This window comes from Rhodohalobacter mucosus, assembly GCF_003150675.1.
Taxonomy (GTDB): Bacteria; Bacteroidota; Rhodothermia; order Balneolales; family Balneolaceae; genus Rhodohalobacter; species Rhodohalobacter mucosus.
The window spans coordinates 157,817-178,285 of the sequence record NZ_QGGB01000005.1 but is presented as its reverse complement, the minus strand read 5'-3'; the positions used below and the strand labels follow the sequence as shown (position 1 = coordinate 178,285).

The window sequence follows — 20,469 nt, the reverse complement described above, 5'->3', positions numbered from 1 at the left end:
CATCAATTTTCAATTCACCTTCACAGTCTGTCAAGTCGCTCCTTTGCCCTGTCGATAGCTTCTTCGGCTGCCCTCTGCTCAAGTGTTGCCAGGTAATATCGTTTTGCAGATTCCGGATTGTTGAGCAGTTCGTTGGTTCTTCCTGCAAAATATGCGGAAAACGTATGGAACTCCCTCTCTCTGCGATTTGGCAAATCCAGGCCGGCCCGGTAGGATGTGATAAATGCTTCCAATGCAAGCCGGTATTCTCCCGTATGATAATAGGCTCTTCCCAGCCAGTGAAATATTTCTTCCCGAAGCACCGTATAAAATTCAGCCTGGGGTCCCAGTGAATCCCAGTAACTGATTGTTTCAAGCGCAAACTCCCGGGCTTCGCTGTACTTGTCCATCTGTATCAGTGACCTTGCATAGAGCCGCCTGTAATACCCGTTATCAGGATAGGATTCCACAATATCCTTAAAGATAAAGGATGCATCTTCATATTCATTTTCGTAGTTAAGCAGAATATATCCGAGGAAGTAGGATGCCTCGGGACGCGCGAAAATTCCATTTTCCGATGCAATGCGCAACATTCTGAGCCCCTCTTCATAATCACCTTCAGGCAGAAACCAGGATACAGCCCGTACTACCGGATAATTCTCGGGGATATAGGCTGAATAGTACTTTTTTAATCCCTCTGCGAAATCGTTGTCCGGCAAATCCGGCATAACCTCCACCAGACGCTCATGAGCCTGAAAAGCACGTCTCCCCAGATTCATACTGGTAATCCAGTTTTCCCTGTTCGAATTGTGCCGGGCTGCATAAGCGTTCGAAACGGCCCTGACAATAAGTGCATCGGGGTGATCGGGAGATCTTCTGAGCACCCTGCCCGCTTCAAAATCAGCCTCCTTCATCTTTGTAAAAAACGCTTCATCATATTCTGTACCGGGCAAATCCTGAAGTACATACCACCAATACTGCATTCCCTCCCAAAGATCCCACATCGGGTGATCGGGATACTGATCCATCCATGGGGAAAGAATATCGAGAGCTGCTTCCGAATTTCTGTTGTAAAGTGAATCTATCGCCTGGCGAGCGTGATCTTTAAAAGCTTCATCCTTTATCAAGACGGGTACCTGGGCTTGCACCCCGTTTGTACAGGCACCGAGCAATAAGATGACGGTCCCTGCCGCAAACAGTATTCTCTTCAGGATTTTCATTGCAAAATAGGTCTTTAAACGCTTATCCGATGTCTGTAAGCTCGGTATTACTTGAGGTATTCCAGCAACCATCCCTCCGTAAGGTCGATTACCTCGGAAAAAGGTTCGGGGAAGTCGTCTTCTTCAAACGGATGAGAAACGCCAAAGGTATGTCCCGTATCCTGAATAATGCGAATCTCCTTGTCGTCGGAGGGTGATTGCCTGAAGAGTTGCTCTGTATCGGTACCGGGCACCGCTTCGTCGTCTTTTGCCGCAATGAACAGGGATGGTATGTGAAGCTCCTGAATACGGGTAAGCGCCGTCAGGCGACCTGCATTTTGGACGGCATCCTCGTAAACCACTTTATCCATTCTCATGGTTTGACCGGTCCTCGCATTTTTGATCTCTGTATATCCTTTCTTTGTCCAGTCACCGATCATCTCCTCAGTCCATCGTTTATTGTAATCAGCTACTGCATTCCAGGTTACCAAACACTGGATCTCTGAGTACTCTGCAGCGGCTGCAACGGCTGTGTAGCCGCCCCGGGAGTGACCTATGATTGCAATCCGGTCTGTGTCGAGCGTAAATTTATCGCTGCTTATCTCGCGCGTTTTAATGGCTTCGATTACCGTACCGATATCTTCCAGGTCGCCGGTCAGCGTCTGGCCTGCAAATAGTTCCGGTTCATCAAAGTCTGTCATTCCTTTTCCTACCCCGTTGCGTGACAGGTTAATGGCAACTATTGCAAATCCTGCCCTTGCAAACTCTTCACAGGCATCGGGAAAAGCTCCCCAGTCTTTGAACCCTTTAAAACCGTGTATAAACAGCACTACCGGCAAAACAGATCCGGGACTGTTTACCGGGGCATATAGATCATAATAAATGGGCAGGTTTTCGCGTGACGGTACGGATCCGGTTTTTTTTAGTACGCTTGTGTAACTCATGCTTCCTGTTTGTTAAAGTCGAGTGTATCCAGTTTTACGAGTTTTCTCAGGTCATTGATCTCCTTCTGCCGCAAATATCTCCAGCGCCCCACCTTCAGGTCCGCATCAGTAAGCCCCGCATACCGCGTGCGTTTAAGTTTTACAACATCTGCACCAAAATAGCCGATTATTCGCCGTATAAGATGATTTCTGCCTTCAAAAACAGATATCTCAATAGTGTCGGGCCTGAGCAGATCGCGTTTTACCTTTGCAGGTTTTACGGGACCGTCGTCCAGCTCGATTCCCGACTGCATCTTTTCCAGTTCTTCATCACTCAGTAATCTGTCGCTCGTTACCTCATAGGTCTTTTTCACCCTGTAACTGGGATGCATAAGCCTGTGGGCAAGATCCCCGTCATTTGTCAGGATAAGAAGGCCCATCGTATTGCGGTCCAGCCTTCCTACGGGATAGACCCGGTAACCGGTTGCATCTTCTACGGCATCCAGAACCGTATTTCGGTCTTTTTCATCACTTGTGGTGCTTATGGTATCTTTTCCCTTATTCAGCAGAATATAGACAAATGGTTCAAGTGTAAGCCGCTGGCCGTCTGCCACCACTTTATCGGAAGGTTTTACTTTGATTCCGGGCTCTTTTACCTGCCTGTCATTCAAAAAAACCTTTCCTTCCTCAATCAGAAGATCAGCGTCTCTTCGGGAACAGAGCCCCGCATGCGCAATATATTTATTAATACGAATTTCATCTTTCAAATAGGGCTTTTGATCGGCACGATTCGATTTTTGGGGAGATGAGTCCGCTTTTTTGGCTTTGCGTCCATAAGATTTTGATGGCCGCTTTCGCCTGTTCGGTTTTTCCTCATTTCCACCGCTTCGATTGCCGCGCGTATTTCTCTTGCGTGAATCCGGTGTAGGTCTTCTTTTTTTCTTTTGCATGTATTCAATAAAGATGATTCCGGGACCGAATCAAACATCCCGAATAAGGTAACAATACGTATAATGAGTGGTCAGGTAAATATAAAAAAGTTACCTTTCGATAACCTGTTCGGAGAAAACATACAACTTAGAACGATCCATGCCAAAAACTGCGAATAATCTTTTATCTGCGAACCGGCTATGGGCAGAAAAAATCAAAAAACACGACCCGGATTACTTTTCCAATCTTTCACGGTCGCAGTCTCCTGATGTTCTCTGGATTGGATGTTCTGACAGCCGTGTTCCCGCAACCCAGATCGTAAATGCTGAACCCGGTTCTATTTTTGTACACCGAAATATTGCGAACCTGGTTCTTCACAGTGATATCAATTGTCAGTCGGTCATTCAATATTCGGTTCAGGTGCTCAGGGTTCGGCATATTATTGTTTGCGGGCACTACGGATGCGGTGGTGTGCAGGCAGCACTTGGAAAAGACAGGCTGGGGCTGATCGATAACTGGCTCAGTAATATCAAAACAATCTATGTTGGGCACAGGGATGAAATCGATTCAATTGAAGATGAAACAGACCGGGCCAAACGGCTCGTTGAGCTGAATGTGAAAAGCCAGGTAAAACATGTGAAGGAGAACCCGTTTGTGCAGCATGAATGGGCAACGCATCGCGACCTTTGGGTGCACGGTTGGGTCTATGACCTGAGTACAGGCCTTATCAATGACCTCAACATTACCAGCGGACAGGAAACCTACATAGACGCTTACTCCTGAATTCCGGCTTTCTTACGGTTCAGATTTGTTTCTGGTGGCGTGTCCGTAATCCAAAAGTACCGGAGAAGAAATGAAACAAGATTCCGAAAAGAACAAACAGAATGCTATTTCCTTTTATCGCACCGCCTACATGGGTAAACCTGAAAAGGCTGTTGAATTGTATGTGGGTGCTGACTACATCCAGCACAACCCTCTAATAGGCAACGGTAAAAAAGCATTTATTGCCTATTTCGAAAAAATGGCAAAAGAGTATCCGAATAAGGAGATTGAATTCCTGAGAGCAGTGGCAGAAGATGATTTAGTAGCAGTCCATACCCATCAAACCTGGCCGAATGATGAAGAGTATGTAACGATGGATTTCTTTCGCTTTGATGAGAATGGAAAAATCGTTGAACATTGGGATTCGATTCAAGTGGTACCTGATGAAACGAAGAGTGGAAATCCAATGTACTGAACAAGCACTTTGCCAACGCATCATGACGGCCGATCTCACGGCATCCCGGCTACCCTCAATAACTTATACTGAATTGCAGGCAGTGTCGTACCCCGTCACCTGCAGTTTACGACTGAAGTCTTTTTTTATTAGGGAATAATGAATCGACAATTGCTGCCATACGGCACGATTCACGCTGAAGTCGCAAAGATGTGAAAGTGCTTAATAAGAGACCATTTTACATCGCGCACTCCGGTCCTGCCGGCAACGGGATCACGAAACTTTGTTATTCACCCTGACCCAGAGAGTAGGCGCGTTGTCCGTCAAACTCATAGAGGTTCTCGGTTTTAACGATATCGATGTTATGCTCATCCATTCCGCTCAACAGTGCAATGATGTCTGAAGGCTGCAGATCGCCGTTTACAGAGACAAAACGGCATCTCCAGTGATCTGTACAAAACGTTTCCTCAAGGCCTTCGGGCCACACCTTGGTCCCCCTGTTTGTAATCATGATCAGCTCCATCTTGTCTGAAAGAGATCCAAGACCCTCTTTCAGCATCTTGGCAAGATCATCAGGCTCACCGGGCTGCCAGCAGGCAAACAAATCCACGCCTTTCAGCTTTCTTTCAACGTTTTTAGAGGGCTGGTTCTCACCCCGGCTAAAAGTCAGCTGAACATTGAGCGGTTCATCACTTTCAGGATAATGCACGGGACGGAGTGCCTCAGGCTCCTTGCCAAGCCTTTCAATTACGGCTTTTTCGAACTCATCGGTTGTCAGCAGCTTATCTGAGATCTTTTTGTCATAAATATCGGCCGTATGCAGCCCCTCTTCGAGTGTTTTAAGCCACGCATTTTGAATGGTTTCAGCCGTTTCGGTATCCCCCAGGTGAATGAGCATCATGACGGAGGCCATCAGCAATCCGGACGGGTTCGCAATATTCTGCCCTGCAATATCAGGTGCAGACCCATGAATGGCTTCGAACATGGCACACTGTTCACCAATGTTTGCAGAACCTGCAAGTCCGACGGAACCTGCAATCTGGGCTGCAATGTCGCTGATAATATCCCCATACAGGTTGGGCATCACCACGACGTCAAACCTTTCGGGAGTATCTGCCAGCCGTGCCGCACCAATGTCCACAATCATGTTCTCGGATTCGATTTCCGGATACTCAGCTCCCACCTGCTTGAACATATCGTGAAAAAGACCGTCGGTCAGTTTCATGATATTGTCTTTGGTGAAACAGGTTAATTTTTTCCGGTCATTGCGCCGGGCATATTCAAAAGCGTATCGAACAATCTTTTCGGTACCCGGCATGGTGATCAGCTTCAGGCACTGAAATACATCATATGTCTGGCGATGTTCTATCCCGCCATAGGTATCCTCTTCATTTTCCCTTACGATCACAACATCCATACCAGGATGTTTGGTCCTCACAAAAGGTGCATACGATCTGCACGGCCTCACGTTGGCATAGAGGCCCAGGGTTTTTCTCATGGTTACATTCAGGCTTTTTACGCCTCCGCCCTGAGGGGTTGTAATCGGTGCTTTCAGGAGGACCCGGTTTTTTCGGATCGGATCCCATGCCGATGGTTCAATTCCTGATTTGATCCCTCTCCGGTATACCTTTTCCCCTATTTCAATGACGTCGTAGGTAAGGTTTGCACCTGCGGCATTCAGAATATTCAGGGTTGCGGTCATAATTTCGGGTCCGATTCCGTCGCCGTATGCAACTGTGATTGTTGTATTGCTTTTCATCCGGTTGTAAAGAGATTTAGTTTTTTGGGTCGCGCAATGATATCCTTTACTCATCATAAATAATAATTAATTATATTAATCGGATATATAAACCATTATTTATGCAATGGATTTTACAATTCATCAGCTACAGATTTTTGGCGCAGTAGTGATGGAGCGCAGTATTACGGGTGCCGCCAGGAAGCTTCATATGACCCAGCCTGCAGTCTCCATCCAAATGAAACAGCTGCAGCAGCACATCGGCATGGATCTTTATGAAAACCGCGGCAAACAGTTCAGGCTAACTGATGCAGGCGAAGAGCTCTATCAGCTCTATCTCTCCTTTATGAACCGGATGAATACGTTCGACTCCACTCTTTCACAAATCAAGGGAGGCCTGAAAGGAACACTGTCAATTTCCGCCGCTTCAACGGCCATGTACGTGATGCCCTATCTTTTGGGGGAATTTCAGAAGGAGTTTGAAGAAGTTGAGATATCGCTGAAAGTCACCAACCGCTTTGAAGTAATCAATCATATAACAAATCAGGATTACAGCCTTGCGATTCTCACACAGGTACCCGACCGCGACAACCTTGAATCCATTCCGTTTCTTAAAAACCCTCTTGTGTTTGCTGCACATCCTTCCCATCCGTTGGCAAACAAACAAATAGGAAGCCTGAAAGAACTTCAAGACGAGACATTCATCATCAGGGAGCAGGGATCGGGTACGCGCATGGTAATGGAAAAGCTTTTATCTGAGGCGGGTTTGCAGCCAAGGATCGGCATGGAACTGGGCACAAACGAAGCGGTAAAGCAGGCCATTATGGCCGGAATTGGCGTCTCACTGGTATCGGAGCTAAGCCTGACTTCCGAACGCCGTCTTGAGAAGATAAGCGTACTGGATATCAGCGGACTACCGGTGAACACACACTGGCACGCCATCTATCGCAAAGGGCGTGAGGTAAACCCCGTAACCGAACATTTTTTGAGTTTCCTTGAGCGCAAGCAGAATTTGCAGTAGCGCTGCGGCAGGTCAATTATTTTTGAACGTCCGGCTATCGGCAACCCACTCAATCCGGTGCCTGATCACCATCACCTGACCCGGACCGGGGTACAGGATCATAACCTGACGTTCCCCATGGGTGACATCTTCCAATTCGCTTTAAACCGAGCCAGAATCCTTTAAGCGGTCCCCACTCTTTCACAGCCCCTATCATGTAGACCGAACAGGATGGGGAATGTCGGCATGATGGCCCCAGCCAGGGAGACAGGATAAGCTGATACCCGCGAACCGGCAGGATAATCATCCAGCTCAATATTTGTTTTAGATGCCTAACAACCATTCTGCCCGGCTTTTGGAAATAATTATATCTGAAATCAGTTGATCGTGAATGTGGTTTCGCCCGACTTGTCATCCTTCAGCTGAATGCCGATTTTCTGCAGGTCGTCACGAATTTTATCGGAGGTGGCAAAATCTTTCCTCTCCCTCGCTTCAGCACGGATCTGAATGAGAAGCTTTACCAGCTCTTCCGTCTTGCCGTTTTTCCCGGAATCGGTCTCTTTCAGTCCGAAAATGTCGAATACAAAATCATCAAACGTTTTGGATAGGGTTGTGAAAGCCTGCAGCGACACATTGTCTGCATCCAGCTGCGCATGCTGAATTGCATTGATTTTGGATGCAAGTTCGAAGAGCGAAGCGAGCGTTTGCGCTGTGTTAAAATCATCATTCATTGTTTCGTGGCACAATCTGCACTGCTCGAGGATCTCAGTATCCCCGCTTCCTTCTCCCTCCTTTTTGAACGTGCCCGTATCCATAGAGTGCAGCACATCGGAAGCGTTCATAAGCCGCTTGTAGCCTTTTTCAGCGGCCAGCAGGGCATCGTTGGAGAAATCAATTTTACTTCTGTAATGCGACTGGAGCATAAGAAACCGCACCACCATGGGGTCGAATCCCTTTTCAAGAAGGTCGTGCTCTCCCTTAAACAGCTGACTAAGCGTGATAAAGTTCCCTGCGCTTTTGCTCATCTTGGCCCCGTCGATAGTCACCATATTGTTATGGAGCCAGTATCGGGCCGGGTCGCATCCGCGCGCTCCGCGGCTTTGAGCGATTTCAGCCTCATGGTGTGGAAACTGCAGATCCAGTCCGCCGCCATGAATATCGAACGTATCGCCGAGGTACTTTGTGCTCATCGTGGTGCACTCAAGATGCCATCCCGGAAATCCTTCACTCCAGGGCGATGGCCAGCGCATAATGTGCGAAGGAGACGCTTTTTTCCAAAGTGCAAAATCGTGCGGACTCTTCTTCTCCTCCATTCCTTCCGTATCGCGGCTGCCCGACTGGAGGTCTTCAAGTACCTTGCCCGACAGCGTGCCGTAGTCGTTTGTCTCCCTGTATTTCTCAAGATCGAAATAGACATTCCCGTTCACCTCATACGCCAGTCCGTTTTCCAGGATCTCTTCAATCAGCCCAATCTGTTCTATAATGTGACCGGAAGCCGTTGGTTCGATACTCGGACGCAGGCAGTTCAGCGCATCCATACCGCGGTGATACCGTATGGTGTAGGTCTGTACAATCTCCATCGGCTCAAGCTGCTCGATGCGTGCCTTTTTGGCTATTTTATCCTCACCCTGCTCTGTCTCCTCATCTTCAAGATGCCCGACATCCGTGATATTCCTTACATACCGCACTTTATATCCCAGGTGTTTCAGATATCTGAATACAATGTCGAAAGTTATAGCGGCCCGTGCGTGACCCAAATGAGGCTCACCGTACACAGTTGGCCCGCAAACGTACATTCCAACAAAAGGCGCATTGATCGGCTCAAATTTTTCTTTTTTGCGCGTCAGGCTGTTGTAAAGGTGTAGTTTGGATTGCTCCGCTTGCTGCATGTTGGTTATTGTGGGTTGTGGGTTGTGCGTGGTTAGTTGTCGGTTGCCGGTTGACAGTTGCCGGTTACCAGTTAACAGTTGATAGTAAATCTCGGACATCGGGACCAATAATCACTTGACAAATTTTTAATGCCTGTAGAAGTTATTTTGTTCGCCAGTTTTTCTCCACATAATCGGTGAATGCGTAAATCCTTCCGCCCAACTGATCGTATTTTTGACACAGTGCTCTGATTTCATTGTTTAATTCTGGATAAAGAATTAACAGTTTTCTTAAATGATTCACCGTTTCATCGTTACTTGCGTGAGAGTAGGTTAAAAACTTTACAAAATCTTTCTTGTATCGTTTTCTGCCGTATCCTTCAACAATATTGGTATTAACTGAATCTGATGACCTTCTCAACTGACTACCCAATTCATAAAGCTCATATTTGGGAAGTTTCAACGTAAATCTGTGCGTCTCAATAAAAAGGTCAAATGAAACCCTATAAATATCCAGTTCTCTATATGTTTTAGCCATTTTTCTCTATGTTTTTATGAATGGTTAACTGGTCACGTTATTTCGGGAGTGACCGTAACCGGCAACCCGCAACCGGCAACTCAATAGAGAACACTAAAATCACAAAGAGGCCTGAATCCTTAAACCATCATCTCCGCCTTCATATAATCGATAAAGCGCTGCTGAATCTCTTTTTCCTTAAAACGGCCGCGGTATTCCGTTGTTACGGTGCTGCTTTCCCTGTCCTGAATGCCGCGCGTGGATACACAAAAATGTTTGCTCTCAATAAATACGGCCACATCATCCGTCTCGAGTGATTCCTGAAGCTCTTCTGCAATTTGAAGCGTCAGCCGTTCCTGAACTTGGGGACGGCGGGCGTAGTAATCCACCATCCGGTTAATTTTTGAGAGGCCGATCACTTTACCGCTGCTGAAATATGCTACGTGCGCTTTCCCGATAAAGGGCAGAAAATGATGTTCGCAAAACGAGGTGACGTTGATGTTCTTTACAACAACCATGTCACCATATTCATACTTATTACCGAACTTTCTGGTATCGGGGCGGTTTACGGGGTTCAGGCCCTGAAAAATCTCCTTCACATACATCTTGGCTACCCGGCGGGGAGTGCCGCTCAGGCTTTCGTCGGTCAGATCGAGACCGAGAGCGTGCATAATTTCAGCGAAATGCTTTTCTATGACTTCAATCTTTTCACTGTCCGTCAGCTCAAATGCATCTTTTCTCAATGGAGTTTGAACGGAGGTCGAGAGATGATTATCCCCGATCTCTTCAGCCTCAGAATGATTTAAATCAAGTGTATCCAATATATTCTTGTCCTTGCTCATCTGGTTGAAATGGGTCGATTTTATAAAATTCTATAGCATATAAATTTACGGGATCCTGCTTCAATATCATAATAGGCGAGATCTGCGCTGCTGAGCGGAGCGGGCTACAGGCTACAGGCTACAGGCTACAGGCTACAGGCTACAGGCTACAGGCTACAGGCTACAGGCTACAGGCTACAGGCTACAAGCTACAACGGGCAGGATGGGAAATTTTTCTGAAATCACAAATCGAATATTGCTCCCGAGAATTCGGGACCAGTCGAAATTTCCCTTCTCACGTCTCACGTTTGACGTTTGACGTTTCCCTTCTGCCTTTTGCCTTTTCTGCCCGGCTGCAAGCTTCACAGATCACTCGTTGACCACAGGCCGTCTCAAATCCACACATCTGTTGCAAGAGCCGCTAATTTTGCTCTTTGTACAGGTTTATAACACTGCCCGCCAGTAGTGCTTCAAGCTGGCGTCCGCTAAGGGTATGCTTCACCGTAAGCTCAGTGTCTTTGGTTTCGTTTTTGACCTGAACCGTATCGCCGCTTTTGAGCTGCTCGCGCAGGTTCTCGATCCTGATTAAATCTCCCTTGTCAATGGCATCGTAATCGGATTCGTCAGTAAACTCAAGGGGAGCAATTCCAAAATTAGCAAGGTTTTGCCAGCCTATACGGGCGTAATTTTTAGCAATTACTGCCTTTTGACCCAGGTATCGGGGCGCAATGGCTGCGTGCTCACGGCTTGAGCCCTGTGCATAGTTGGAACCTGCCACTACAATGTGTCCGCCATGCTCCTCTTTTGCTTCCATGGCCCTGTCGTAAAACGTATCATCCACAACCGTGAACGAAAATTTGCTGATTTCCGGTATGTTGCTTCGGTAGGGAAGCACTTCGGCACCCGCTTTTAGAATTTCATCCGTAGAAATGTCATCGCCCATTTTTAAGAGTACGGGTACATTAAAATCGCTGATTTTATCAAAATCGGGCATGGTGGAAATATTGGGCCCTTTCACCAGCTCTTTTTCCTCTCCGTTTTCCGATGGTGCAATCAGCATCTCTTTGTTAATGATATAGTCCTCCGGTTCATGGTACTCCGGATAGGTTAAACCGAACAGATCTTCCAAATTACGGGGATCGGTAATTTTGCCGGTCAGCGCAGAGGCTGCTGCGGTTTCCGGACTGCAAAGGTAAACGCAATCTTCTGAGGTTCCGGAACGTGAAGGAAAATTTCGGGGTACGGTTCGCAGGCTGTTCCGCCCGGTTGCCGGTGCCTGTCCCATCCCGATGCATCCGTTGCAGCCGGCCTGGTGGATACGTGCTCCTGATTGCACCAGATATAGCATTGCACCGTTTTTCACCATATTCTCAATAATCTGGCGCGATGTTGGGTTCACGTCAAAGCTGACGTCTTCATGCACACGGCGATTCTTAACAATTTCCGAGGCAATCCAGAAATCCCTGTATCCGGGATTGGCCGATGACCCGATGTACGACTGATAGATCTCCCTGCCCTCCACTTCGCTTACCGGTACAACATTTCCGGGGCTGCTCGGCAGTGCGATCATCGGAACAATATCATCAAGCACGATCTCTTCATCTTTGTCGTATTCTGCCCCGTCGTCGGCTTTCAGTTCAATCCATTCATCTTCGCGATTGTTCTGTTTCATAAATCGCCGCACTTCCTCATCAGATGGAAATACCGTGGACGTTGCTCCCATCTCGGTTCCCATATTGGCAATAACGTGACGGTCCATGGTATCCAGCTCTTTCAGTCCCGGGCCGTAATATTCAATTACATACCCACGTGCACCCTTCACGTCGTACCGCCTCAGCATCTCAAGCACCACATCTTTGGCGCTGACCCAGTCGGGCATTTTGCCCGTCAGTTTTACTCCCAGTACCTTCGGCATCTTCAGATACATTGGCTCGCCCGCTATGGAGAAAGCCACATCGAGTCCGCCAGCACCCAGGGCCAGCATTCCCATACATCCTGATGCAGGCGTATGACTGTCGGAACCGGCCATGGTTTTACCCGGTATGGCAAAATGCTCTGTATGAACCGGATGACTCACTCCGTTTCCCGGCCGGCTGTACCAGATGCCAAAACGGTCGGCAGCTGATTTCAGGAAAACATGGTCGTCGGGATTTTTGAAGTCTGTCTGCAGCAGATTGTGATCCACATACTGGCAGGAAAGGTCGGTCTTTGCCTTGTCGAGCCCCATGGCCTCAAGTTCAAGCATCACCATGGTTCCGGTGGCATCCTGTGTCAGGGTTTGATCAATTTTGAGACCAATCTCTGCCCCGGGATTCATTTCACCGTCTACCAGATGTGATTCAATTAGTTTTTGAGTTACATTTCTTGTGCTGCCCATATCGTTTTATTTGGTTATCCCTTTGTACGATAAAAGGTTATACGGGGTAATATCGTTCATATGCACCGCTTGGTCATTATTATCCCATACGATTCCATCAATTTAATGGCGTTAACAGGGTCTGTTAGGATTTTTAGGCTTTTTTTTCGTTTATTCATCTAATCAGGAAATCATCTACTTCATGAATTACAGTGACTTCATCAGCCGGCTTGCGGAGGCTACGGGGAATTCGAATAAACAGGCCAAAGAGCTTGCAGAGGATGTTTTCTCAGTACTTTCCGATCAGTTAAGCAAGGGTAATGGTGTGTCTATTCCCGATCTTGGCACCTTCAGCGTGAAAGTAAATGATGTAAAAAAAGTGTATAACCCGCATTACGACAAGTATATGCTGATCCCGCCCAAACGGGTTGTGGAATTTACACCGGCCAGCGGACTCAAGGACGAACTAAAGTTTACAGGCCGCGAGGATGAGTGAAAAAATTACCTTCAGGGAACTTGTTGAACTGATTGCAGAGCAGTCTAAGCAGAGTCAGAACTCCACCAACAGTTTTGTCAGTGAGCTGGTGGGGGTCATTGAAAACGGCCTTCGCGAATCCGGTTCGGTCAGCATTTCAGGTTTCGGTAAATTTGAGCTGAGATGGATGAAGGAGCGTCAGGGCAGAAATCCGCAAACCGGAGAACCGATAACGATTCCCGGTCAGAACAAGGTCTACTTCAAACCTTACAAAGCACTTCGTGAAGATGTAAACCGCCCCTATTCCAAAATGGAGTCGCAGATACTGCAAGATGAAAGCGACGATAGCGAAGCCGAGTCTGAACCAAAGAAGGAAAAGGAACAGGCCGCAGAGAAGCCGCACTCCCCTGAAAAGCAGGAAAAGGAAAAGAAAGAACCGGCTGAATCAAAAATTGAAACCCCAATACCTCTGGGTCCCCTCGAAGAACCGGAAGAGGAAGATAACGGTGACCATCTGCTTATTGAACGTCCCGTTCCGGACAGCTCGGAACAAGTTCACAGAGATGAAGGTGAGGATGAGGAAGACGGCGGGGATGAAGAGAAGATAATTGCTGAAGAAGAGAGCAATTATGAAGGGCTTCTTTATGCTCCCGATCGTTCGGGTGAGGTAATTCCGGAATCTCTTTTCAGTATTCCCGAACCCGTTGAGGCCGAAAAGGAACCCCGGGCCATCCCTGTTTCTACAGCAACCCCTTCCCAACCGCGGAAAGCAGGCAGGCCGGTTAAAAAATTTGATAAAAAATCTCGAGTAAACTGGTCGTATGCAGCTGCTGCAGTCATTATAGTAATCCTGGCCTTTGCCGCTCTGCTCTACTTCATTCAACAGCCCCAGGATACTGAATCTCCCGGAATAACAACGGAACAACAACAGGAACAGATGCTTGATTCTGAGCCCGACCCTGAACCTGAAACAGATCAGGAACCTGTATCTGACCTACAGACGGAGACGGAATCGGAAATGGAAGAGCAGGCACAAGCTGCCGATGAACCCGAGCCTGCGGATACTGAAGCTGAGGATGCTGTCGGTACGGAAAGTCAGGATCAGCAGGAATCTGACGCTGAACCCGGAATTGACGGTGAAACGGCATTTAACACATCCCCCTATACAGTAAACCGCGGTGAGTCGCTATGGTCCATTTCTGAAGTCCGGATGAGCAACCCCTACTACTGGCCTGTTATTTATAATCTTAATTCGGGTATAACCAATAATCCGAATTTAATTCCTGCAAATGCAGAACTATCCGTACCTTTCATTTCCAATCCGGAGAATCTGACCTCCCAACAGCTCGAAGAGGTTGCAAGAGGCTACCTCTTAATGTACGATTGGGCTGTTGACAATCAACCTGATAATGCCCGTTTTTTCCTTTGGGCCGTCGGTGTGTATTCTACAGATGTGCTCAGAGATGCTCAGAACCGGGTTGACCCCGATGACTGGCAGTTTGCAGTACGTCGTTAATCCCCCTTCATCAAAACCAAAAGGAACCGTTATGATACGCCATATAGTAATGTGGAAACTTAAGGATAAAGCCGGCGGTGCTTCAAAGGAGAAGAATGCCGAAAAGCTAAAACTGATCCTGGAAGGCCTCAGAACCAATATCGATGAGATTAAGGCTGTTGAAGTGGGTATTCAGATCAACCCGGACGAAAAAGAGGCCCTGGACGTTGTTTTGATCTGTGACTTTGAAACGGAACTCGACTTCAAAATGTATACGCGGGATCCGCATCATAAAAAAGCAATAGACTTTATAGAAGAGGTTGCCGAACAGCGGGTATTTGTTGACTATAACGTGGATTTGTAAATGAACCCCTGAAGCCGGCTCCGGCCATTTGCTCTTCGTTCTGGTGAATCAGGTCACTTGGCGAACTGCCGGGATATGGCCGGGATCTCGATAATCCGATAATCCTGATAGCCCGCGCGGAGGGATCTTCATATGGCAGAGTATGGCTCATAAAAACTTTGCGTCCATTTGAGTTCAATAGTCAACCCAACAACCCGATCATGACGCAGCAGGATGAACCTCATAAAGTACCGATCAATGGCGTTCTCGATCTTCATACCTTCGCTCCTTCAGATCTCTCCACACTGATTGATGAATTTATTTACGCCTGTCTGAAAGAGAGTATTACCGAAATCAGAATCATCCACGGCAAAGGCACCGGAGCTCTCAGAAGAAGCGTTCACTCTCTGCTCGAACGGAATCCGCACGTGAAAGGATACCGTCTGGCAGGTGAATCGGGTGGCGGCTGGGGTGCTACTGAAGCAGAACTCAGCTTTGACGAGGTTTCATAACCTCACCCCCCGGGCACCTTTCACCGTAAATGGAATTCTCTTTGAAGCCTTTGTTTGCAAATGGATAATCATCTGATCGAAACACACGCCCGCGTGGACCCGGCACACCTGGTTTAAAAATTTGATTTACCGAAGGCCTTCATAACTCACTGCGGTACTGAAATTTTAACTGTGGCCCCGATGCAGAAAAAACAATCCGGGAGGAAGCCAGAGAAAAAGGCGTTGAGGGTATTATTACAAAGGATGGCGTATCGGAGGACCACAGATGATCTCACCGGACTTTCCGAACCCGTTTACAACAAGTTGAAGCTTGCTTAAGGGTGTGAAGAACCCTTTAGAGATTCCAATACTTAGCAGCTGCCTGAAAAGGGGCTTAGAGAGTCTTGCAAATCCAGTATCTCTTTAAGCCGTATTGATTCCCGATAGTCACAGGATTTAACCCGGAATTACTGCCGGATATCAAATGTTATGACAGTACACCAGAGAGATAAACTCAAGTGACGCAGATCATTATGGAAACAGAAACCAAGATCAGAGAAATTAACGCAGAAAATTTGAATCAGGAGCTGAACAGCAATAAAAGGCCCGTACTGATTAATGCGCTTGATGAAGAGGCGTATATGGCCAGGCGAATACCCGGCTCCATTAATATCCCCTCCGACAAGGCCAACCTGATTAACGCCGTTGTACCCGACAAGGAGCAGCCGATTGTAGTTTACTGTGCAAACAGCGACTGCACCGCATCACCCGAACTCGCAGGAAAATTGATGGATCTGAATTTTACGGACGTGCGTGATTTTGATGCCGGACTTGCCGGGTGGCGAAATGAAGGTTATGAGCTGACGGGCAGGAACGTATAACTGCCGGTTCGCAAATCAATCAGTCAGGCCGGGATTTGGGGCTGACCGGATTCCAACATATGCGGAATATCGGGCTTAATACGTTTCAGATGTAAAATCTATCCCCTGTCCAGACAAAGCAGATACAACACACATCTGTAAGTATAAAAAAAGAGGCCCGAAGGCCTCTTTTTTTTGAGGATTATATGCCGGATTTCCTTAATTCAGGAACTGATCGAACGTTAAGGATACGTAGTAAATCGCTCCCAGATTCGGTCCGCCGTAGTTCAGAAAATGGCGGTTGTTGAAAATATTTGACCCGCCCACTTTAACAACGGATCGCAGATCGGGAACCCGATAGCTTACCTGCGCATCGAAGGTTGAAACAGAGGGCACGGTGCCATTGGCAAAAGAGGATGTCCAGTCAAACTCATCCTGCCATCTCCATGTGAGGTTGAAACCAATCTGATCGGTTATCCTGCGGTTACCGAACGAAACATTCACTTTATGCTCGGGAGTATTGAAATCAAAAATGAAGCTGTCTTCCTGGTTTGTGATAAGCTCATTCCAGTTGTAGTTTGCCGTTAGCAGAAAGCTGGCGGGCAGGCTGTAATCAAATCCGAAAACAGCACCGCGCGACTTCACCGTCTCATCCAGGTTGGTGTACAGCTGAAATGTATTCGATGCATCTCCCGAAAGAAGCGATGCAGCTACCGCCTGATCGTTCGCCGGGTTTCCGGTGAATGCACCTGCTGCTTTCCTCACCCTGAACTGTGCAATAAAATCATCGTACACATTGTAGTAAAACGCGGTGTCGATCAGAAGCTTGTTACCAATCAGTCCCTTGTATCCCACTTCGTAGCTTTGAATCTGCTCAGGTTTTACTTTTTCGAAATTGGTGTAGGGTACCAGTTCCGCCGCAGCATTCGGATTGCCTGCAAGCAGCTCGTTTGTGAAACGCTCCACAGAATCGAGACGGAACGAGTTGGTCGTCACATCATAAGGCGCAACGATCTCAGGCAAGCCGCCAAGCAGTCGTGCAGTAAGTACATTCAGGTCTATATACTGGCCCTGTGTGGTGGGGTTTCTGAAACCGGTCTGATAAGACGCACGGATATTCTGATTATCGGCAATCCGGATTACCGAGGCAATCCGCGGGTTAAACTGTCCGTCGAAATTCTCGTTTTTATCATATCGTACAGAACCGGTCAGCCGCAGCCTGTCATCAATAAATGATTTGGCTCCCTGAAGGTATCCGCCGTACTCATTGATATTTACACCGCCGTCTGCATCTGCAAAAATGGTTCCGTTTGAACGAAGCTGATACTGACGGAAGCTGAGGCCGGCCTGCAGATCCATAAACTTGATCTCATTCTTGAAATCGTATTGCCCCTCAGTGTGCAGAAAGCGCGATTGATCATCAAACCGTGCACCGTTGGGTACAACTCCCTCGAGTGCATTCTCTTTCGCGTTTTCGAATGCCTGCGTTCCCGGCTCAAACCGGTTGGCATCGGCACCGGTAATTCCTGCGCCCGCATTTCCGTTTCTTGCCCAGTTGTGAAGATTGCTGACGAGCTGTGGGTTGGAAAGCAATGCCTGAACATTGTTGGCATCAAAAACAGGTGTGCCAAACGTCTGCACATAGGCTCCAACCAGTCCCTGAATGAAGTTGCCGCCGTACAAACCATACCATTGGGTGGTATTTAAATACTGATCATTTACAGAGAAGCCCACAAAATCGGCAATGTAGGAGTCGCCTGAATCTTCAAAGGTACCGTACGCCCGAACCATAAAGTTATCACCTCGAACTTCAACCTTGTGCTGTGCAATACTGAAATTATTCAGACTGTAGCGCTGTGCTCCTGAATATATGGAGGTACCGTATCCGTAGTTAAGCGAATAGCTTGCTTCCACATTGTCACTGAGACGATAGTGAAGCGAACCGTTGAACTTCAGGTTTTCCGCGTCAAAGTCTACAAGGTACTGCTCGCGGTAACCGGTACGCGCTACGGGTTGAGAAGGCAGGCTCTGCGCAAACTGTACGGCTGAAGTTTGCGGTACACCTGCATTGACCAGCCCCTGCGATACGGCGGCAACAAAATCGGGGTTAAAACTTAACAGACCAATATTAAAGGTGCCATCGTCACCGTAAAGGTGTACGCCGTCGTACGCCGGGTTAACGCTCAGACCACCCTGCAGTTCGGCATTCTTATCCGAATAGTTGATTCCACGCCAGTCATCGGCTGTACTGTAGGTTACGTTCAGTTTGTAGGCAAAACGGTCGCCGATTACGTCCGCATATCTTCCCGAAAATTCATACATAGGGCGCGGGTTGGCGGGTTCACCCAGGTTATCCTGACTATCAATATGATTCACACCGCTTCGTACAAAAACACTAAGGCCCGGGTATTCGAACGGGCTCTTGCTGTTTACCAGCAGGATACCGTTGAATGCATTGGGTCCATAAAGCGCAGAAGAGGCACCAGGAATAAATTCAAGGCTCTCTACATCCAGCTCAGACGGGCCGTTCAGGTTACCTATGGGAAAGTTGAGGGCTGGTGCCTGTGTGTCCATACCGTCCGTTAGCTGAACCATGCGCGTATTTCCGGTTGAGTTGAAACCGCGCGCATTGATAATCTGGAAGTTGATACTGCTCGTTGTAACGTCCACACCCTTCAAATTGGCTATGCCCTGGTAGTAGTTTGGTGAAGCTGTCTGATTGATAGCCAGTATGTCCATCTTTTCAATCGAGACCGGGGCTTCCAGGATACTCTCCTCTACACGGGATGCAGATACCACCACATCGGATCCCAGGATCGTCTCCTCAACAAGCTCAATCCTTAAATCCGAAACATTCATCTCTGTAATTTCAATCTCCTGCGTGCGGTAGCCGATAATGGAAACCACAAGCGTTATCGGAGGAGTATCATTTACGCGAAGCGTGAATTCGCCCTCCGGGCCGCTGGCAACCCCAACTACCCTGCCTCTTACGGCAATATTGACACCGGCAAGCGTTTCACCGGTTTCAGCATCCAGAACTGTGCCGGAAACCGTAATTCGTTCATTAGTTTGCTGCATCATGGTGGCAGCCTTTGCTTCTGTACCGGTTGTGGCAAACAGGATCAGGAAGAGAACACTGCATGCAAAAAGGTTCCGTATCCAATTAGTCATAGATGTGTGATTAGGTTAACTGTTTAGTTCGTCCAAGATTTAGGCCGTGAAAGTAGAATATTTTTTCAGCATGAGTCAACCGTAAATAAAATGCATTTTTTGGCATTTGCAAGCGCTTCCACAACATTTTTTGCAGCATACCGCCCTTTTATAAAAATTTACGCGGCAACTTTTGGTCGTACTTAAGCGTTTCATAAATTAAACAGAACCTGCATTTTACAAACCTCGCATAGCTATGAAGAATATACTTTTTTTCTCCCTGATGGTTTTCGCCACAGCTTGTTCAACCTCTGCGCAGGCAGTATTAACCAACACTACGGGAGCTGATGAGAGCAAAATCGTTATTGATGCAACCGGTATGTCAACCGCGGCCGCCGACCGCATTACGTTCCAAATAAACCTTAGCCGCTTTCATGAAAATGCTCAAACTGCATTTAACCGCCACAAGGAGCTGGAGAGATATCTGACTGATCTTTTACTGGATAAAGGTATTGAGGATGAGCGTATTCAGGCCAATCCGATCAGTATCTCACCGCGTCGTTATTCAGAAGGCCAGGGATATGAAACGCGTCAGCGCGTAACGGTTGAGCTGGACGACATCGGTGAATTTGAGCAGATGCAGGTTGACCTCATTGAAAACGGTTTTGATAACTTTTCAGGCGCATTTGGATCAAGCGAACAGGAAGAGGCTGTTGAAGAGGCTATCGCCAATGCCGTTGAAACGGCACAGAGGAAAGCACGAATCCTTGCGCAGGCAGCCGGAAAACAGCTGGGAGGTGTTATCGGAATAGAACACACAAGCACACGCGGCCCCATATATCGTGAGTCGGGTGCACTTGCCATGTCGGCCACGGCAGATGACGGTGGCATGCTTCAGTTTCAGACCACCATTCCGGTAAGGGAGAATGTCAGGGTTATCTTCCGTCTGGCGAATTAAAAAAGTGCTCTTTCTTATCTAACCGGAGTTTTCTGAAGAATTCAATTCTGATGATCATGGTAATTTGGGAATAGAGTCCCCTCTCCTTTTTCGGGAGGATGGAGTGATTATTCAAAACTCTGTCTTTGAAGTCAGAAGATTGAAGTCTGA

General features: G+C 47.6%; 19 protein-coding genes. 9 read left to right on the top strand and 10 right to left on the bottom strand.

Annotated features, from left to right (window positions below; genetic code table 11):
* Window positions 1-20: 20 nt before the first annotated feature.
* From DDZ15_RS06335 to DDZ15_RS06325, 3 genes are read right to left on the bottom strand one after another with little or no spacing between them, the layout of a single operon-like run.
* The gene (locus tag DDZ15_RS06335) at window positions 21-1,199 is read right to left on the bottom strand and encodes a hypothetical protein (protein ID WP_109646236.1); all 1,179 of its coding nucleotides are present in this window, start codon (window positions 1,197-1,199) and stop codon (window positions 21-23) included.
* A gap of 47 nt (window positions 1,200-1,246) precedes the next feature.
* Entirely contained in the window at window positions 1,247-2,122 is an 876-nt protein-coding gene (locus tag DDZ15_RS06330) for an alpha/beta hydrolase family protein (protein ID WP_109646235.1), read from the bottom strand.
* The gene (locus tag DDZ15_RS06325) at window positions 2,119-3,051 is read right to left on the bottom strand and encodes a pseudouridine synthase (RefSeq protein WP_109646234.1); all 933 of its coding nucleotides are present in this window, start codon (window positions 3,049-3,051) and stop codon (window positions 2,119-2,121) included. The genes DDZ15_RS06330 and DDZ15_RS06325 overlap by 4 nt, the downstream gene beginning before the upstream one ends.
* A gap of 139 nt (window positions 3,052-3,190) precedes the next feature.
* Between DDZ15_RS06325 and DDZ15_RS06320 the strand changes: the two genes are divergently transcribed.
* Both DDZ15_RS06320 and DDZ15_RS06315 read left to right on the top strand, forming a co-directional pair.
* Window positions 3,191-3,814, top strand: a complete 624-nt coding sequence (locus DDZ15_RS06320) for a carbonic anhydrase (protein ID WP_109646233.1) — start codon at window positions 3,191-3,193, stop codon at window positions 3,812-3,814.
* A gap of 70 nt (window positions 3,815-3,884) precedes the next feature.
* On the top strand, window positions 3,885-4,268 hold the full coding sequence (locus DDZ15_RS06315) for a nuclear transport factor 2 family protein (RefSeq protein ID WP_109646232.1): 384 nt from the start codon (window positions 3,885-3,887) through the stop codon (window positions 4,266-4,268).
* Window positions 4,269-4,533: 265 nt separating this feature from the next.
* Here DDZ15_RS06315 and DDZ15_RS06310 read toward each other — a convergent pair whose 3' ends face one another.
* Entirely contained in the window at window positions 4,534-6,006 is a 1,473-nt protein-coding gene (locus DDZ15_RS06310; RefSeq protein WP_109646231.1) for an NADP-dependent isocitrate dehydrogenase, read from the bottom strand.
* A 106-nt stretch (window positions 6,007-6,112) separates the two neighbouring features.
* On the opposite strand from DDZ15_RS06310, the gene DDZ15_RS06305 reads away from it, so the two are divergent.
* Window positions 6,113-7,006, top strand: a complete 894-nt coding sequence (locus tag DDZ15_RS06305; RefSeq protein ID WP_109646230.1) for a LysR family transcriptional regulator — start codon at window positions 6,113-6,115, stop codon at window positions 7,004-7,006.
* A 49-nt stretch (window positions 7,007-7,055) separates the two neighbouring features.
* Here DDZ15_RS06305 and yidD read toward each other — a convergent pair whose 3' ends face one another.
* The 5 genes from yidD to DDZ15_RS06280 form a co-directional block, all read right to left on the bottom strand.
* A complete protein-coding gene (gene yidD, locus DDZ15_RS06300; RefSeq protein ID WP_242978936.1) occupies window positions 7,056-7,292 on the bottom strand; it encodes a membrane protein insertion efficiency factor YidD in 237 nt (78 codons plus the stop codon).
* A 70-nt stretch (window positions 7,293-7,362) separates the two neighbouring features.
* The gene (gene cysS, locus DDZ15_RS06295) at window positions 7,363-8,874 is read right to left on the bottom strand and encodes a cysteine--tRNA ligase (RefSeq protein ID WP_109646228.1); all 1,512 of its coding nucleotides are present in this window, start codon (window positions 8,872-8,874) and stop codon (window positions 7,363-7,365) included.
* 142 nt (window positions 8,875-9,016) lie between these two features.
* Window positions 9,017-9,391, bottom strand: coding sequence for a four helix bundle protein (locus DDZ15_RS06290; RefSeq protein ID WP_109646227.1), 375 nt, complete (start codon window positions 9,389-9,391; stop codon window positions 9,017-9,019).
* 119 nt (window positions 9,392-9,510) lie between these two features.
* Window positions 9,511-10,212: a GTP cyclohydrolase I FolE gene (folE, locus tag DDZ15_RS06285; RefSeq protein ID WP_109646226.1), complete on the bottom strand. Its 702-nt coding sequence runs from the start codon at window positions 10,210-10,212 to the stop codon at window positions 9,511-9,513.
* Between the two features lie 400 nt (window positions 10,213-10,612).
* On the bottom strand, window positions 10,613-12,568 hold the full coding sequence (locus tag DDZ15_RS06280) for an aconitate hydratase (RefSeq protein ID WP_109646225.1): 1,956 nt from the start codon (window positions 12,566-12,568) through the stop codon (window positions 10,613-10,615).
* A 181-nt stretch (window positions 12,569-12,749) separates the two neighbouring features.
* On the opposite strand from DDZ15_RS06280, the gene DDZ15_RS06275 reads away from it, so the two are divergent.
* The 5 genes from DDZ15_RS06275 (at window position 12,750) to DDZ15_RS06255 (ending at window position 16,232) form a co-directional block, all read left to right on the top strand.
* The gene (locus tag DDZ15_RS06275; protein WP_109646224.1) at window positions 12,750-13,043 is read left to right on the top strand and encodes an HU family DNA-binding protein; all 294 of its coding nucleotides are present in this window, start codon (window positions 12,750-12,752) and stop codon (window positions 13,041-13,043) included.
* Window positions 13,036-14,538: an HU family DNA-binding protein gene (locus DDZ15_RS06270; protein ID WP_109646223.1), complete on the top strand. Its 1,503-nt coding sequence runs from the start codon at window positions 13,036-13,038 to the stop codon at window positions 14,536-14,538. The genes DDZ15_RS06275 and DDZ15_RS06270 overlap by 8 nt, the downstream gene beginning before the upstream one ends.
* Window positions 14,539-14,569: 31 nt before the next feature.
* Window positions 14,570-14,881, top strand: a complete 312-nt coding sequence (locus DDZ15_RS06265; protein ID WP_109646222.1) for a Dabb family protein — start codon at window positions 14,570-14,572, stop codon at window positions 14,879-14,881.
* Window positions 14,882-15,081: 200 nt separating this feature from the next.
* On the top strand, window positions 15,082-15,372 hold the full coding sequence (locus DDZ15_RS06260; protein ID WP_109646221.1) for a Smr/MutS family protein: 291 nt from the start codon (window positions 15,082-15,084) through the stop codon (window positions 15,370-15,372).
* A gap of 512 nt (window positions 15,373-15,884) precedes the next feature.
* Complete coding sequence (locus tag DDZ15_RS06255; protein WP_109646505.1) at window positions 15,885-16,232, top strand: rhodanese-like domain-containing protein; 348 nt, start codon at window positions 15,885-15,887, stop codon at window positions 16,230-16,232.
* 198 nt (window positions 16,233-16,430) lie between these two features.
* Here the strand turns inward: DDZ15_RS06255 and DDZ15_RS06250 are convergent, their stop codons facing one another.
* The gene (locus tag DDZ15_RS06250) at window positions 16,431-19,382 is read right to left on the bottom strand and encodes a TonB-dependent receptor (RefSeq protein WP_199222896.1); all 2,952 of its coding nucleotides are present in this window, start codon (window positions 19,380-19,382) and stop codon (window positions 16,431-16,433) included.
* A 235-nt stretch (window positions 19,383-19,617) separates the two neighbouring features.
* Between DDZ15_RS06250 and DDZ15_RS06245 the strand changes: the two genes are divergently transcribed.
* A complete protein-coding gene (locus DDZ15_RS06245) occupies window positions 19,618-20,319 on the top strand; it encodes an SIMPL domain-containing protein (protein ID WP_109646220.1) in 702 nt (233 codons plus the stop codon).
* Window positions 20,320-20,469 lie beyond the last annotated feature (150 nt).

Bases quoted from the DNA above. Each gene is read 5' to 3' on its own strand.
- DDZ15_RS06320 (WP_109646233.1), top strand. From the start codon at position 3,191: ATGCCAAAAACTGCGAATAATCTTTTATCTGCGAACCGGCTATGGGCA.
- DDZ15_RS06325 (WP_109646234.1), bottom strand. From the start codon at position 3,051: ATGCAAAAGAAAAAAAGAAGACCTACACCGGATTCACGCAAGAGAAAT.
- DDZ15_RS06305 (WP_109646230.1), top strand. From the start codon at position 6,113: ATGGATTTTACAATTCATCAGCTACAGATTTTTGGCGCAGTAGTGATG.
- DDZ15_RS06275 (WP_109646224.1), top strand. From the start codon at position 12,750: ATGAATTACAGTGACTTCATCAGCCGGCTTGCGGAGGCTACGGGGAAT.
- yidD (WP_242978936.1), bottom strand. From the start codon at position 7,292: ATGATTATCCTGCCGGTTCGCGGGTATCAGCTTATCCTGTCTCCCTGG.
- DDZ15_RS06280 (WP_109646225.1), bottom strand. From the start codon at position 12,568: ATGGGCAGCACAAGAAATGTAACTCAAAAACTAATTGAATCACATCTG.
- DDZ15_RS06265 (WP_109646222.1), top strand. From the start codon at position 14,570: ATGATACGCCATATAGTAATGTGGAAACTTAAGGATAAAGCCGGCGGT.
- folE (WP_109646226.1), bottom strand. From the start codon at position 10,212: ATGAGCAAGGACAAGAATATATTGGATACACTTGATTTAAATCATTCT.
- DDZ15_RS06290 (WP_109646227.1), bottom strand. From the start codon at position 9,391: ATGGCTAAAACATATAGAGAACTGGATATTTATAGGGTTTCATTTGAC.
- DDZ15_RS06260 (WP_109646221.1), top strand. From the start codon at position 15,082: ATGACGCAGCAGGATGAACCTCATAAAGTACCGATCAATGGCGTTCTC.
- cysS (WP_109646228.1), bottom strand. From the start codon at position 8,874: ATGCAGCAAGCGGAGCAATCCAAACTACACCTTTACAACAGCCTGACG.
- DDZ15_RS06310 (WP_109646231.1), bottom strand. From the start codon at position 6,006: ATGAAAAGCAATACAACAATCACAGTTGCATACGGCGACGGAATCGGA.
- DDZ15_RS06245 (WP_109646220.1), top strand. From the start codon at position 19,618: ATGAAGAATATACTTTTTTTCTCCCTGATGGTTTTCGCCACAGCTTGT.
- DDZ15_RS06255 (WP_109646505.1), top strand. From the start codon at position 15,885: ATGGAAACAGAAACCAAGATCAGAGAAATTAACGCAGAAAATTTGAAT.
- DDZ15_RS06330 (WP_109646235.1), bottom strand. From the start codon at position 2,122: ATGAGTTACACAAGCGTACTAAAAAAAACCGGATCCGTACCGTCACGC.
- DDZ15_RS06315 (WP_109646232.1), top strand. From the start codon at position 3,885: ATGAAACAAGATTCCGAAAAGAACAAACAGAATGCTATTTCCTTTTAT.
- DDZ15_RS06250 (WP_199222896.1), bottom strand. From the start codon at position 19,382: ATGACTAATTGGATACGGAACCTTTTTGCATGCAGTGTTCTCTTCCTG.
- DDZ15_RS06335 (WP_109646236.1), bottom strand. From the start codon at position 1,199: ATGAAAATCCTGAAGAGAATACTGTTTGCGGCAGGGACCGTCATCTTA.
- DDZ15_RS06270 (WP_109646223.1), top strand. From the start codon at position 13,036: ATGAGTGAAAAAATTACCTTCAGGGAACTTGTTGAACTGATTGCAGAG.